Origin of the sequence: Bacillus sp. CH_70, assembly GCF_038007045.1 — a bacterium.
Lineage (GTDB): Bacteria > Bacillota > Bacilli > Bacillales > Bacillaceae_G > Bacillus_A > Bacillus_A cereus.
In genome coordinates, this window is record NZ_JBBOWL010000001.1 from 962,074 (window position 1) to 976,482 (window position 14,409).

A 14,409-nucleotide genomic window follows, 5' to 3' on the forward strand; every position below is an offset into this window, starting at 1 on the left:
AACGATGGATAATATAACAGCAACTAAGCAGAAAGATCCTCAACCAATAAGTGTACGATATTTTACAAAAATGAAAGGGAAAGGAAGAAGCCCATTACAAGTAAATGTAAAGGACTCTTTAACGGGACTACTAGGGGGATTTTTAACAATTCTTACCTTAACATATTTAACGAGCATAACCTCTACAGAATTATTAATGGCTCCATTTGGTGCGAGTTGTGTATTAGCGTTTGGAGTTTGGAATGCGCCATTATCTCAGCCGCGTAATATTATTGGAGGACATTTGATTTCAACTTTCATTGGTCTATCAATATATCATTTGTTTGGGAATGAATATTGGACAATTGCTTTAGCGGTGGGGATGGCAATAGCCGTTATGATGTTAACGAGAACGACGCATCCTCCGGCAGGCGCCGATCCGATTATCGTTATTTTAGGGGCAAATAGTTGGAGTTATTTAGTAACACCAGTTTTAATTGGCTCCGTTGTTATTGTAGTTATTGCTTTATTCATTAATAATATGAGTAGTAAAAGAAGTTATCCAACTTTTTGGATGTAGTTTGTGAAGTGAAAAATAATTTAAGTGAGTATTCTATTCTTACTATGTTTTATTTTTTATATAGTAAAAGCCTTAGTCGTAATTGCAGCTAATGACTTGGGTCCTCATACTTTGTAGTTCATAAAGAAAAGACACTTTAAAGTGCCTTCTACAGATTTGAATTATTTAATTCATGTAATTAATATTCGTTAGCATAAAACTCTTTTATTAATTTTATTTCATTTGTATCTGGATTAAACTTAAATATTTTAATTTGATTCGATTCATCTTTGTATGCAAATGTATTCTCACCAACTTGGGTCATATTGCTGGTGTTTAAAATAGGATCGCTACCGTGATCAGTAATTTCCACAGTTTTCTCCCGGTCCCAGAATGCAATGACAATAATCAAAATGATAAGACATACCCGTATAAAACGTAATTCTCTTGCAACAGGATGTTCCATCTGTTTGTCTCCTTTACTGTTTGATAGAGTGTGTTTATAAAAGAGATAATTCCTAGGAATATAAATAAAAAAGACACCGTAAAGTGTCTTTTTTATTTTAGTTATGCGCATTACTTAATAAGACGCTAGTTCCTCAGTCTGGCTATGAGTAACTATGTAGGGTGATTTTATTATAACATTTTAACCAGTAATGGGTCTATATGGAATTTAATTGTTTTTATTTTTGATTATTCAGAATGACATACCGAGTATTTGGATGAGGAAAGCAGTGAGACAGAAGCGACTAAACTTGTTTTAGAAGAGTGTCTTCTTTTTTGTATCATTGTGAGTAAAGTGTAGAGTTATATTTCCCTTTACACGAACATAACGATATACTATAGTTAAGTTAAGTAAACTTAACTATTTGACAAAACGAAATAAAAGCATGGAGGAATAACGCTATGACTAGAACGTATAAAGAAGTAATTAATGAAATGAACCGAGCTTATAATGAATTCTACATTTTACTATTCCAGGAGTTAAAAGATGAGTTCGGTCTTACAGGACAGCAAGAGAGCATGCTATTTCATATTAATTTAAATGAAAACACGACGGCAAATCACATTGCGACTACTTTTAATATATCAAAAAGTGCCGTTAGCCAAGTTTTATCGAAATTGGAGAAACAGAAGATGATTTCAAAACAAGTAAACCCTAATAATAAACGGGAGTATTTTCTTACACTTGGTCCAAACGGTAGTAAGTATATAGAGCGGTTGTCTGAGTTAGATGATGTATTAATTGAGAAATATTTTTCTAAAATCGATATAAATGCCCTAGAGCAAATGACCGAGACGTTAACGAAAATAAATAAAGTGATATTGGAAGAAAAGCAGAAGGATCTTAATTGTAATGAGTAAGAACGTAGATGAAGCAATTAGTAGAAAGGAGGAGAAGTGTATTATGAGTTTCATACCAAATATGATTACGATAGCAAATTTTATATGTGGGCTTTTAGCTATTTACGCTGTTTTCGTTCACGATATTTATTTGGGAGCAGTTTTTATTATTACAGGTATGCTGTTTGACTTTTTTGATGGCATGGTCGCTCGGAAACTGGATTCTGTTTCAGAAATTGGTGGAGAGTTGGACTCATTTGCGGATTTAGTTACTTTTGGTGTGGCACCGTCTATTCTTGCATATAGTGTCGCTTTAAAAAATTTGCAGTCTATCGGGATGATATGTGCACTTGCTTACAGTATTTGCGGAATGCTTCGGCTTGCAAGATTTAACACACAGCAAAGCAAACTCCCGACCTTTATCGGCATGCCAATCCCATTCGCGGCAATGTGTCTCCTCATTTTATGTTTTTTAAAGAATCCAGTTTCCGTGGCGTTTGGTACATGCGTACTCGCTTATTTAATGGTGAGCAAAATCAAATTCCCTCATTTTAAAAAAGATATAGCTGAAAGCTTGAAGCCTGGAAGATTGGATTGATGATACGGAATTACAATGAGAAAGATAAAGGAGAATAACATGATTCGTATGGCATTAAGATCGTTCAACATACAAATGTATTGTTTGCTAGGCGTAATGTTATTGGGATGGTTTCTGACGCCTTTTTCAGCCCAGTTTGTCGGGATAAGCATTGGCCTTTTGGTGAGTATGTACTGCGCCTGGATTTTAGGAAGGCGTATTGAAAAGTTCGGAGATAGCATTGTAAAAAAAGAAAAAGCACCGATGCTCGGAATGATAAATCGGTTTGCAGCCGCAATACTAGGTGCGATTATTATGTATGAAATTGAACACCATGAATTCATGTGGACATTCGCTGCCGGAATTATGGGCGGGTATTTCTTGGTTATTATTAATTTGGGGTATTACAGTATGAGGGATGAGAAGGGATAGAGTGAAAACTAAGTTTAAGCATACTGTTGCCTAACAACGAATAGCAGATTGGTAATAATAAAACCCAACATAAGATTTAAGAAAAACTTTATGTTTACCCCACTCTTTATTTTAAAAGTTTTTCCTATCCTATAAATGAGTTACATCATGAAGGAGACTAAAAAAAACAAAGTCATAGATGAAAATGTAAAGTTAGGGGATTCTACATGGATACAGGAGTTTTGATTAGTTATTTGTATACTTATTTCTTTACTATTATGTTTTGTATTGTGTTTCAAATTGGAGTTTATTTTAAAGAGAAAAGAATTATATCTATTCGGCATTTTTTATGGGTGTATGTTTTTCTATTCTACCTTTCGTTAGTGTATAGGGTGACGCAGATCGCGACTGTATGGGATATAAGTAGATATGAAACGTGGATTCGTGTAAGTCAAATCAATTTGACTCTATTTGATACGGCAGGTAGTACTACGTATCTTTTGAATATTGTACTGTTTATGCCGTTAGGTTTTTTATTACCGATGATTTGGCCGCAGTTTAAAAAAATAAAAAACACCGTATGTGCAGGATTTCTTTTTTCACTGGCAATTGAGTTAAATCAATTACTAAATAATAGAATTACAGATATTGATGATTTATTTACGAATACCCTCGGGGCAATTATTGGGTATTTATTATATAGAGCTTTTAAAATGATATTAAGAAGAGAGGGGAAAAAGCTTGATACCAACTCTTCTCTAGTTATAAAATACGAGGCTGTTTTTTGTTTAGTGTGTTCATTTGTAGGGGCGATGTTAATTTATCATCCAGCTTTATTTGGAAGACCTGTCATCATTCAGTGAGGTGATTACGAATTTCTTTTGAACGCTCGAGCGATATTTCAATTTGCAAAAAGCCTTTAACTTGTTATAGTTAAAGGCTTTTATCATCATAATTTTTACTTACCAATTACCCACTCTAACATCCACCTTCAACCACTTCACCCAATCCAAATCTTCTATTTTAAGCAAACTAAGCGAAACACCCTTCATATCTAAAGAAGTCAACAGCGTACCAACCTTTACGAATGTCACTTGCAATCCTTCAAGTTCAGACAAACGGCGAATGTCGTTTGCGAAAATGTATTGTTCCATTAATGGAGTTGCGCCGAGTCCATTAATAAGGATAGCGAAGTTGTCTCCTTTTCTCCAGCGGTAAATACTTTTTAGTTTGTTCATCAGTTCAATCGCTAATATTTCAGAAGAGGAGAGTGCTTCTTTACGGTAACCTTTTTCTCCGTGAATGCCGACGCCGTAAAAGACTTCATCTTCGTTTAATGTGAATGAAGCTTTTCCTTTCACTGGATCGTTTGCAGGTGAAAGAGCAACTCCTAATGTGTGTAAGTTTTTGATGACAGCTTGCCCGATTGTTGTTAGTTCTTCTAAAGAATGTCCACTCTCAGCGGCCGCACCTAATATTTTTTGGACGAAAACAGTGCCAGCTACGCCGCGTCTTCTTTTATTAAAAGAAGCATCATCTTCAATTGAAACATCGTCATTTACGATGATATGGTCAACTTTTCTTCCTTCTTCTTGAGCAATTTGCTTTGCTGCTAGAAAGTTTTCTACGTCATCTTTAAAGTTTTTGATGATGAATAGTATACTTTTATCTTTTGGTATGAGGCGAGTTGCCGCCACAATTTGTTCCACTGTAGGCGGAGTGAAAATACTGCCGTTTACTGCCGCTGTAAGCATACCTTTTCCTACATAACCAATATCAGCAGGTTCATGTCCGCTACCACCGCCGCTTATAATAGCGACGTCTTGCTTTAGTTTTTCGATACCTTTTACATAAATGATGTTATTTGTTTCATCGTAATTTACTTTGTCGTTATGTTCAAAATAAAAGCCATGCAGCATATCTTGAACGATATTTTGTACATCATTCATAATCTTTTTCATTGCTTTTGCCACCCTTTAATTACTTTGCTGATTGCTCAAGTAATAGTAGTAATTGATTGTTTATCATATTTTTCATAAGAGAAGACATAATGGAAGGATCTACTTCGCACTTACTTTCAATCCAATCTTTTATCGTTCCAACGAAGCCGTGACTATAAAAGGAGGCAATCGTATTTTTTGTCTCATCAGAAAGGCTGAATCCACAGCTCACAGATAGTTCATCAATAATCTTCATATATAAGTTTTTCGTATGCTCAAATAAATAGTGATTAAACGAGTTTTGCTCAATAACTTTAAAAGCATTTCGGTAAAATTTTTGATTTTCATAAAAGTAATCAAATAATAAATCGAAAATGTTTTCCCACGTTTCATAGTCAAGAAAATCGATAATGTTTTCCTTCGTTTCTTCTCTATAAATCCAGCTTAATAGTTCAAATTTATCTTTAAAATGATAATAAAAAGTTTGCCTACGCATTTGACAGTGTAACATAATATCGCTCACTGATATTTTATGAAACGACTCTGTTTCCATTAAATACTTCAATGAGTTCGCGATTATCTTTTTAGAAATTATAGAAGAGGTCATCTGAATCATCCCTAGAATGTTATTAATATAAAAATCCTATCTATAAATGAGAGCGGTGTCTTTAGACAGATTGTCCATTTTGTCCGTTTACTATAAAACGCTTTCATTTTAACATGAGTAGTAAGAAGAAGATTTCAAATATATCACAATATATTAAAGGAATTGAGGGAGAACTACAATGAAAAAGATTATAAACAAACCAGAAACATTAGTAATGGAAATGTGTAACGGAATGGTTATGGCTCACCCAGAGCTTGAGCTTTTGAAAAAACATAAAGTAATTAAGAAGAAAGAAATGAACGAAAATAAAGTAACGTTAATTAGCGGCGGCGGTAGTGGTCATGAGCCGGCACATGCAGGATTAGTCGGAAAAGGAATGTTAGATGCGGCTGTGTGCGGAGATGTGTTTGCGTCACCTTCACAAATTCAGGTATATCAAGCAATTAAAGAAACAGCTAGTAAAAAAGGTACGTTATTAATTATTAAAAATTATAGCGGCGATATTATGAATTTCAAAAACGGTGCGCATTTAGCGACGGAAGATGGAATTGAAGTCGACTACGTAAAAGTGGACGATGATATTGCGGTAGAAGATAGCCTATATACAGTAGGACGCCGCGGCGTTGCGGGAGTTATTTTAGTTCATAAAATTGCCGGCGCAGCAGCGGAAGCAGGTATGGATTTAGGAGCGGTGAAAGCTGTAGCAGAAAAAGCAGCGGCTAACGTGCGCACAATCGGTTTAGCGTTAACGTCTTGTACAGTTCCAGCGAGCGGATCACCTACTTTCACACTTGCGGAAGATGAAATGGAATACGGCGTAGGTATTCACGGCGAACCAGGAATTAAGCGTGAAAAAATGCTGTCGGCTGATGAATTAGCTAACCGTATGACAAATGATTTAATGAAAGATTTAGGAGTAAAAGATGGCGAGGAAATCGCACTTCTAGTTAACGGTTTTGGCGGAACACCACTGCAAGAACTTTACTTATTTAACAACGCCGTTACGAGAGAACTAGCTGCAAGAAACATTAAAATTAATAGAGTATTCGTCGGTAACTATATGACAAGTATTGATATGGCTGGTATGTCTTTAACGGTAATGAAGTTAGATGACGAGCTAAAAACATTACTATCAAAAGAATGTAATACACCAGCGTTTAAAGTAGATGGACCAGTTGAAAGTGTAGAGTACGTGAATGTACTTGAAGAAACAGAAGAGAAGGAAGTTTCCTTTGAACTAGAAACAGTGGAAGAGCACGCTGTGATTAAAAATAATGTCATTACATTAAACAACATGATTTATCTCGTTGATAAAATGAGCGACATTATTATTAAAAATGAAGTACCGTTCTGTGAGTTAGATACACATGCAGGTGACGGTGACTTCGGAATGAGTGTTGCAAAAGGATTTAAGCAATTAAAACGTGAGTGGCATTCTATTGTAGAACAAGAGAATGTAACGATTGGATCATTCCTTGACGGTTGTTCGATGATTATTATGGAACATTGCGGCGGCGCTTCTGGTCCAATTTGGGGCGGAGCATTCCGCTCAGCTAGTAAAGCAGCAGGCGAAAAACGTGAGCTAACAGTGAAAGAGTTCGCTGAAATGTTGCAAGCAGCACTTCACGGCATACAATCTATCGGTGAAAGATCATTCGGCAGAGGAGCGGTAGTTGGTGACAAAACATTAGTTGACGCACTTGCTCCATGTGTAGATTCTTGGTTAGCTAGCGCTTCAAACGAAGAAGACATGAAAACTGCCTTTGAAAAAGGTGCAGAAGCAGCAGTTAAAGGAGCAGAGTACACGAAAGAAATCGTAGCTCGCATGGGCCGCGCTGGTACAGTTGGCGAAAGAAGCTTAGGATATCCTGATGCAGGTGCGCATGCGCTTGGAGTTATCTTTACGGAGATTGCGGGTAGTTTGAAGTAGGAATTAGAAAGTCCCCTCTGCCTTAAGGTGGAGGGATTTTTATATAGTTGATATGTAGAAGACTTCTTTCGGTTCTTTCTCAGTAAAATATGAGTTTGTTACTGTTTTTGATAAAATCTTATTTCAAAAATACAACTAATATTTCTCAACATTAATATATTGAAAATAGTTAGAATATTTAAGATAATCATTTGTGAAGAAGTAAATTATAAAAAAAGGGGGAATTTATTTTGTTACGTCGTTTATCTATTTGTACAGTACTAACAGCTTTTATATTTACTTTATTTACATTTAACGGCTCTGCTTTCGCGGCTACGAATGCTACTGAAAATGAAAATGTAGTAGCAGCTTGTGCAAAGGGAGGTACGGTAGGTGTATATGGTGCAAAGATGCGCAGTGGTTATACTGTCGATTCACCTGTCTTACATACATTTAATGATGGTACGAAAATTACTGGAACATGGGTAACTGGTGAATATGTTCAAGGTCATTACAGTAATTCTAAACAGTGGTTAAAAGTTACATATAAAGGGATGACAGGTTATGTATCCCATACAACATTATATAACGTTTGCTCATAAAACTATGTACCATAATAGCTTTGGATATATTGAGCTAATCTCTTCTAGAGATTAGTTCTTTTTTATCTCTTAGTTTTTAATGGGGCATTTTTTGAAAAAGACCAACGATTCATTAAATCGATGGTCTTACGTTTATATAGTATTCATTTGTATCTATATCAAATTTTTCATTGCTTTTTGCTTATTTTAGACTTAGTTTGTTTGTGATTGCAGCTTATCAATTTTCCAGTATGTTTGTAGAGGGTCTAAAGAGCTTTCAATATAAAACATATATTCATCTACGGTATGTGGTACTTCAAAAGCTATTTTCAATTCTACCGTTTCATTTGGTTTAACTTGTATATCAGAAGGGTTTTGATCAAGCACCTTTCCTTTATAGATTTTTCCGTCTTTTTCATCTTTTAAGTTATATTTTAATTCTGATAGTCCAATCGTTTGACCTCGTACATTTTTTACAGAGACATTAACAATGACGGAATCGTTGCTAGCATTTAAATATGCACTTTGAACAGCGGCCAAGTAATAGCCTCCCTTAACACTCTCGCCAACTAATAAAATACCTTGTTCCAAGCGGCTCATCTCTTCTTTTTCTTCAAAATTTATTAATTCTTCATTTTCATTTTTTGCGGTTGGTTCTTCTATTGGACCATTTTCAACGGCACTATCTGTTTTATCTTGTGTGCAAGCAGCCGTAACACTGACTAATACTAGAATGAAAGTAAGTAATATAGATAATTTTCTCATAAAATTTATCTGTCTCCTTAAGTTTCTCAATTTTGTGCAGCTATACATATAAGATTAACATAATGTCTCATTATTGGCTCAAAATAGGGGGTCTTTTAGACAACTTATTCTTTTTACTTTTAATATACATTCGATTGGTTCTCGCGATATTTGTTAATCTTTTAAAACATTGGCTTAGTAATACCGAGGGTTATTATAGATATATTAATCATGTAATTTGTCCATATCAAAATGAACGTTTTTTGCATTTAATATATTGTAAATATATTTTATTTTGGAAGGATGTGATTATATGGCTCATAAATCTACTGGAGTGTTTCGAGTTCCAGTTTCTGAAAATGGGATTATTCCAACTGCTCTCAACATTATGTTAAACAATGATTCACGCTGTCATACTAGTAATGTAACGGTAACTGTTAAGAGAAGTCGAAACACCTTTTTCCCAACTCAAAATGAATTAGTTGAAATCTCTCGTACTTTTGTTTCTTTAGAACCAAACAGAACAACTAAGATTGTGTTATTTACTCCAGAATTCCAAATAGAAGATTTTCTTGATGTCATCATTAGTGGAAATAAAGAGGATGTTAAGGATGTTCTTGTATATTCTTTCTTAGCAGATTCAGTAGGTCATAATCTGCCATCTACTGTTTTCAGAAATGCAGAATACACTTTTGCTTGCTGACACAGTGATGATGTATTCTTTACTGTCGTATATCTGAATTGAAATGTTGCAAACAGCACTTCAAGGCATATAATCTATCGTTGAAAGATCATTCGGCAGAGGAGCGGTAGTTGGTGAAAGAAGTTTAGGATATCCAGATGCAGGGGCACATACGCTTGGGGTTATCTTTACAGAAATTTTAGGTAGTTTGAAATAGAAATTAGAAGATCCCTTCTACCTTAAGGTGGAGGGGGTTTTCTTAATATTGTTTTTTGATATATATTGCTAAATATGTTCCCATAATTCATTCTATTGTATTGAGAATAATGTCATCTACATCAAAAAACGGTTTATAAAAGGAACTAGTATTTGAAGAAGTTCCACCTCAAACATACTCCTATGCATATAAGTATGTTTGAGGTGGATTTATTAAAGAATTTTATATATAGCATGAATGAAAATGGGATAAATAAAACAATGTTTCTTAGTATGTTTTTAAGAATTAATTGAGCAGGTCCTTTTGAAAATAAAAAAAGAAACCCTAAGGTGCCTTCCTCTGAATTGAAACAATAATATGGTTCTAGGTTTAAAAACTATTGGGATTTTTCCTGTGAACTTTATAAGTAGTTTTTAAGAAATTATGAGTGGTTATTTTTGTTTTCAAAATATTCTTCTTTAATTATTTGTAATTTTTTTTCGTTTTTTGTTAATTCAAATATAAATAATGATTTTTGCATGTTATTAGCAACATCTTCTTCATTATATTGTTTAAGCTTTAATAAATTTGAACCTTTTCCATAATATAGTTCACCCAATAAGTAAAAAGTATTTAGATTAATAGCTAATTGGATACCCTTATCAATGTATTTTATTGCTTCTTCGTATTGATATGTGTAACTTAAATTTTTTGCTAAATTATAAATGATTTTCAATTTAATTTCTTTATCTCTAGGAAAATCTAATTTGTTAAAATTATTTAAACATCTTTTAAGGATAGTAATACTTTTTTTGTATTCTTTATTTTCTGCATGAAGTATAGCCATTGTATGTAGAATATCTATTTCTCTCTCTGATAAAAAATCAATATTGGTTACAGTTAGTTTTAGTGCATTATTTAAAAGAGTTAAAGCCACTTTTGTTGAGTTATTCACACAATATATAGCAATTGCTTCATGCCATAGTAGAAATTGTTTATCTTCTTTTGTTTGAAAATTATTTGTGTATTTTTCTCTTGTTACTATTTCATAAAGCTCTTTATATTGATGTTGCCTTATGCAATCCCTCATTACATATTTTACATTTTCTGTATATTTTAATTTCTTGTTTTGAGTTAGTGCAAATATATTATTTGGATCAACACCAAGTCTTTCAGATAATTGATATAATAATATGCTAGATGGATAAATCACACCTTTTTCGATCTTACTAATTTGACTTTGTGAACATATTCCGTGACATAAGTCGGATTGTGATATATTTTTTTTAATTCTAAGTTCTTTAATGGTAATACCCAAATCGTTAAATTCCATTTTCCCCACCTACTATTTAACACTTTATTAGTATGATATTCTCTAACCTTAATGTAATGTAAAATTAATATAGTTGCAATTATTGTTTTAAAGGGCTTATCGTTTCTATAAGATGGTGAGATTTTTTTATGTACAAAAAAAGACACCAAAAGTTCCTTTCGCCGATTTGAACCACATTCATTTAATATAAACCTATCTGTATTTTCACATGCTTTTCTAATCCCTCTATTATCCATTTGATAAAATAAAATCCTAATATTACCAATAATCAAATAAATATTTCTACATATTCAAGATATTTACATAAATTACAAAAGTGATACATTTAAGTTGTAAGCTATATAAACTATTAAAGGGGGATTTATTATGTTCAAGAAATTAGTAGTAGGGGCAGTAGCAACAGGTATTGCATTAACAGGGGGAATTGGTGCAGCTTCAGCTGATACGCAAAAAACTGTGAGCTCTCCGAAGCAAGCAACATGCTCAATTCCTTATGAGTATTCTAATGGTAAATTCAAAAGAACTCTTTATTACTCAAATGGAGTATATGCTAATAGTTTTAATGAAAATGTTTGTGGCGGGACGATTACGTGGTACTTAAAACATGTTCAAAATGGAGTTGCTTTTTACGAAGGTAATTTAAAATAGTGGATTTTTTGAACCTCATTTATTGAGGTTCTTTTATTTTTAGTTTTTAAACTGATTCTTTATAAAAAAGACACCCTAAGGTGCTTTTTGCGATTTGATCCATTGTAATATGGTATTAAATTCCAGTCTGATTATTATTTTACCAAGTTAAGTAGTTTCGGTTATTGAGAAAAAATACAACTCATTGTTTGAATGCAAAAAAGCCCTAGGGGGACTAGGACTTTTTGCTAGAATGAATAAGATTTAAAAAAAGGACTTATATAACGTAACATATGAATGTTTCGTAAATGTATCAAAAAAGTGAACAAAAGCGTTAATTTTAATAAAAAAAGCTCCGCGATAAAAGCTGCGGAGCTTCATAAGGTCGAGTTATGTCGTACTCACAAGGGATTTTAACATGAATGTTGTGGTAAAAATACTGGTAAATTTATCCCATAAAATTCCCGCTGATTAGAGTTTCACTTCATTCGAAGGAATTTATGTTTTATAAATTAGATTATAATAGTTGATATTCTCCATATTGACCAGAAAAGAACTAAAAATTCTAGTGAAATTCCAAGTGTTCGTTTCCTAGTTTTTTGAAATTCTTTTATTAAATAGCCAACAGCACTAATTGCTATAAGAATGAAAAGAATAAGTTCGAGTGTAACTGGCATTTTATCTACTCTTAATACATTAATTTGTCATATAGAGATTATAAGATATTTTTGTGATTAGTAGTGAAAAATTCAATAGAATTATCTCTAAATGGAGTAAATGTTTCAACGGACCAATCAAAGGTCAATACAACAAGTGTTATACAATATACGCATGGAGAGCCGTGGGGCTGAAGAAATATTGAAGTATAAAGAGTTGTTAGATCGAAGGATGATTACCGAAGAAGAGTTCTAAGTGAAGAAAAAGTAACTAATAAGTATATAGATGAAACGCTCAGATGAGCGTTTTTTTATTTATATATTCGCAAGTAAAATAACATAATATCACTATGAATCCTTATAACAATATGAATTTTTGCATATTTTAAAATTCAATATATCCCTTAAAAACTTTTAATTGTATAATATATTTTGTCATATTTTTAGATTTTTCGACATAAACCAACAAAAATAGAGAACGTATTGGGAGAAGACATTATGTATACAAAACTATTAAAATCAATTACATCATTATCACTTATTGGTGGTGCGTTGTTATATACAAATGGTAGCGATGTAAAAGCTGCTGAAGTGGGTGTTTTTTCTGATGTGCCGACATCACATTGGTCATATCCTGCGATTAAAGATTTAGCGAGTAAGAATATTATTTCCGGTTATGGAAATGGGATATTTGGTTTTGGAGATGTTGCGACAAGGGAGCAAGTTGCGGCTTTAATTTATCGAGTGTTAGTACCGAATAAACAAGGCGGTTCGTTTAGTAATGATGGAACTCGTTACGTATTAAAGGATGGGTCTACGTTTAAAAATCCTTACGGTGATATTAATCAAAGTTCTACAATGTTTCCAGAAGAGGTATTAACTTTAACGAATTTAGGAGTTTTTAAAGGTGATGAAAATGGCCAATTTAGACCGAAAGCTTCTGTGAGTCGTGCGGAAATGGCACAAATTCTTACAAATGCTTTCCATCTTGCGGCAAAACAAAAACATACCTTTAAGGATGTTCCAAATCCATTTTGGGCAGAAAACGCAATTAGTGCAGTGCAGTCAAATGGAATCGCAGATGGCACAGGGAACGGGAATTTTGAACCGTATGGCACAGTAACACGTGAACAGTATGCGCAGTTTTTATATAAAACTTTGAAGTATAAAAATGCTGATGTGAAAGACACAGGAGATGCGGCATTATTAACAGCTTTTAAAGAAGAAGTAAAAAAGCGTATTAATACATACGAGACAAATATTACACTTCCATATAAAACGAAAAACAATAATACAAACGAAGTGATGAATACACTTTTTAACGCATATAAAGAAGTTGCAAGTAAAAATGAGTATACAAATAATAATAGATCGAATGTTTCATATGGACTTTCTGGATCACCTGGAAATTATACATTTACGCTTAAGATTACATATCGTGAAACGAAAGAACAGACGGAATATGTCATGAAACAAGCGAAAGCAATCGTTTCTTCTATTACTCAAGTTGGAATGGATGATCACGAAAAAGTGAAGGCGATTCATGATTACGTAGTAAAACATGTTTCTTATGATACGTCTTATAAAGCTTACACAGCATATGAAGCACTAGTAAATCGTTCTGCGGTTTGCCAAGGTTACGCACTATTAACGTATCAATTATTAAAAGAAGCAGGAATTGAAAATCATTTCGTGACAGGAACTGGGGACGGACAACCTCATGCTTGGAATTTAGTGAAAATCGAAAATAAATGGTATCACCTTGATACAACATTCGATGATCCGGTTCCAGATGAACAGGGCCGCGTAACGTATTCGTATTTCAATTTATCAGATGAACAAATCGCAAGAAATCATGAGTGGAACCGCGGAGACTATCCGCAAGCTACAACAAATTATTATAGTACACTGACAAACAAAATTGCGGCAGGTAGTACGAAAACGCCTGCATATCAGCAAATATTAAAAGATACAAAGTTAAACTATTTAGGAACTGAATATATCGCAAACAACTATACCGAATTAAAAAATAAAATGCAGCAGCGCTATAGTGCGAAACCAGAGAAAATTGAAGTGCTGTACAAGCAATCAATGAATGGTGCACTGCAAGATGTGAAAAAGGCAATTGGCGAAATCGATTATCCGCAAGGGGCAAATCGAGTTTCTTATAAAGCGGAGCCTTACAATGCGAAAGAAGGGTATTCTTTAGTGACGATTACGTTTACGTATTAAGAATGAGAAAAAGCATCTGTTTCAGATGCTTT

At 33.5% G+C, this 14,409-nt stretch carries 16 protein-coding genes; 11 read left to right on the top strand and 5 right to left on the bottom strand.

Features of this window, described 5'->3' with window-relative positions:
• The first annotated feature begins 4 nt into the window (after nt 1-4).
• Entirely contained in the window at nt 5-559 is a 555-nt protein-coding gene (locus N2V79_RS04855) for an HPP family protein (RefSeq protein ID WP_000368844.1), read from the top strand.
• A gap of 178 nt (nt 560-737) precedes the next feature.
• On the opposite strand, the gene N2V79_RS04860 is transcribed toward N2V79_RS04855, so the two are convergent.
• On the bottom strand, nt 738-1,004 hold the full coding sequence (locus N2V79_RS04860) for a YmzC family protein (protein WP_000400965.1): 267 nt from the start codon (nt 1,002-1,004) through the stop codon (nt 738-740).
• 440 nt (nt 1,005-1,444) lie between these two features.
• Here N2V79_RS04860 and N2V79_RS04865 point away from each other — a divergent pair, with 440 nt between their 5' ends.
• From N2V79_RS04865 to N2V79_RS04880, 4 genes are all read left to right on the top strand, one after another.
• Complete coding sequence (locus N2V79_RS04865) at nt 1,445-1,903, top strand: MarR family winged helix-turn-helix transcriptional regulator (protein ID WP_029441765.1); 459 nt, start codon at nt 1,445-1,447, stop codon at nt 1,901-1,903.
• Nucleotides 1,896-2,480, top strand: a complete 585-nt coding sequence (pssA, locus tag N2V79_RS04870) for a CDP-diacylglycerol--serine O-phosphatidyltransferase (protein ID WP_142338998.1) — start codon at nt 1,896-1,898, stop codon at nt 2,478-2,480. Before N2V79_RS04865 ends, pssA begins: the two co-directional genes overlap by 8 nt.
• Nucleotides 2,481-2,519: 39 nt before the next feature.
• A complete protein-coding gene (locus N2V79_RS04875) occupies nt 2,520-2,891 on the top strand; it encodes an ATP synthase subunit I (RefSeq protein ID WP_053565115.1) in 372 nt (123 codons plus the stop codon).
• A 206-nt stretch (nt 2,892-3,097) separates the two neighbouring features.
• Nucleotides 3,098-3,733: a VanZ family protein gene (locus N2V79_RS04880; RefSeq protein ID WP_053565114.1), complete on the top strand. Its 636-nt coding sequence runs from the start codon at nt 3,098-3,100 to the stop codon at nt 3,731-3,733.
• A gap of 99 nt (nt 3,734-3,832) precedes the next feature.
• Here N2V79_RS04880 and dhaQ read toward each other — a convergent pair whose 3' ends face one another.
• Nucleotides 3,833-4,831, bottom strand: coding sequence for a DhaKLM operon coactivator DhaQ (gene dhaQ / locus N2V79_RS04885; protein WP_327886662.1), 999 nt, complete (start codon nt 4,829-4,831; stop codon nt 3,833-3,835).
• Between the two features lie 19 nt (nt 4,832-4,850).
• Complete coding sequence (gene dhaS, locus N2V79_RS04890) at nt 4,851-5,417, bottom strand: dihydroxyacetone kinase transcriptional activator DhaS (protein ID WP_000204220.1); 567 nt, start codon at nt 5,415-5,417, stop codon at nt 4,851-4,853.
• 178 nt (nt 5,418-5,595) lie between these two features.
• Between dhaS and dhaK the strand changes: the two genes are divergently transcribed.
• Entirely contained in the window at nt 5,596-7,347 is a 1,752-nt protein-coding gene (dhaK, locus tag N2V79_RS04895; protein ID WP_078401827.1) for a dihydroxyacetone kinase subunit DhaK, read from the top strand.
• 230 nt (nt 7,348-7,577) lie between these two features.
• Nucleotides 7,578-7,928, top strand: coding sequence for an SH3 domain-containing protein (locus N2V79_RS04900; RefSeq protein ID WP_000946191.1), 351 nt, complete (start codon nt 7,578-7,580; stop codon nt 7,926-7,928).
• A gap of 192 nt (nt 7,929-8,120) precedes the next feature.
• Here N2V79_RS04900 and N2V79_RS04905 read toward each other — a convergent pair whose 3' ends face one another.
• Nucleotides 8,121-8,672: a DUF4352 domain-containing protein gene (locus tag N2V79_RS04905; protein WP_001228903.1), complete on the bottom strand. Its 552-nt coding sequence runs from the start codon at nt 8,670-8,672 to the stop codon at nt 8,121-8,123.
• Between the two features lie 292 nt (nt 8,673-8,964).
• On the opposite strand from N2V79_RS04905, the gene N2V79_RS04910 reads away from it, so the two are divergent.
• Both N2V79_RS04910 and N2V79_RS04915 read left to right on the top strand, forming a co-directional pair.
• Nucleotides 8,965-9,354 carry a hypothetical protein gene (locus N2V79_RS04910; protein WP_000940659.1) on the top strand — a complete coding sequence of 130 codons (390 nt, stop codon included), beginning with the start codon at nt 8,965-8,967 and terminating at the stop codon, nt 9,352-9,354.
• A 76-nt stretch (nt 9,355-9,430) separates the two neighbouring features.
• Entirely contained in the window at nt 9,431-9,550 is a 120-nt protein-coding gene (locus N2V79_RS04915; protein ID WP_071713771.1) for a DAK2 domain-containing protein, read from the top strand.
• A 421-nt stretch (nt 9,551-9,971) separates the two neighbouring features.
• Here N2V79_RS04915 and N2V79_RS04920 read toward each other — a convergent pair whose 3' ends face one another.
• On the bottom strand, nt 9,972-10,862 hold the full coding sequence (locus N2V79_RS04920) for a helix-turn-helix domain-containing protein (protein ID WP_053565112.1): 891 nt from the start codon (nt 10,860-10,862) through the stop codon (nt 9,972-9,974).
• Between the two features lie 366 nt (nt 10,863-11,228).
• Here N2V79_RS04920 and N2V79_RS04925 point away from each other — a divergent pair, with 366 nt between their 5' ends.
• Both N2V79_RS04925 and N2V79_RS04930 read left to right on the top strand, forming a co-directional pair.
• A complete protein-coding gene (locus N2V79_RS04925; protein WP_053565111.1) occupies nt 11,229-11,510 on the top strand; it encodes an LCI fold-containing protein in 282 nt (93 codons plus the stop codon).
• 1,133 nt (nt 11,511-12,643) lie between these two features.
• Nucleotides 12,644-14,377, top strand: coding sequence for an S-layer homology domain-containing protein (locus N2V79_RS04930; RefSeq protein WP_075717251.1), 1,734 nt, complete (start codon nt 12,644-12,646; stop codon nt 14,375-14,377).
• Nucleotides 14,378-14,409 lie beyond the last annotated feature (32 nt).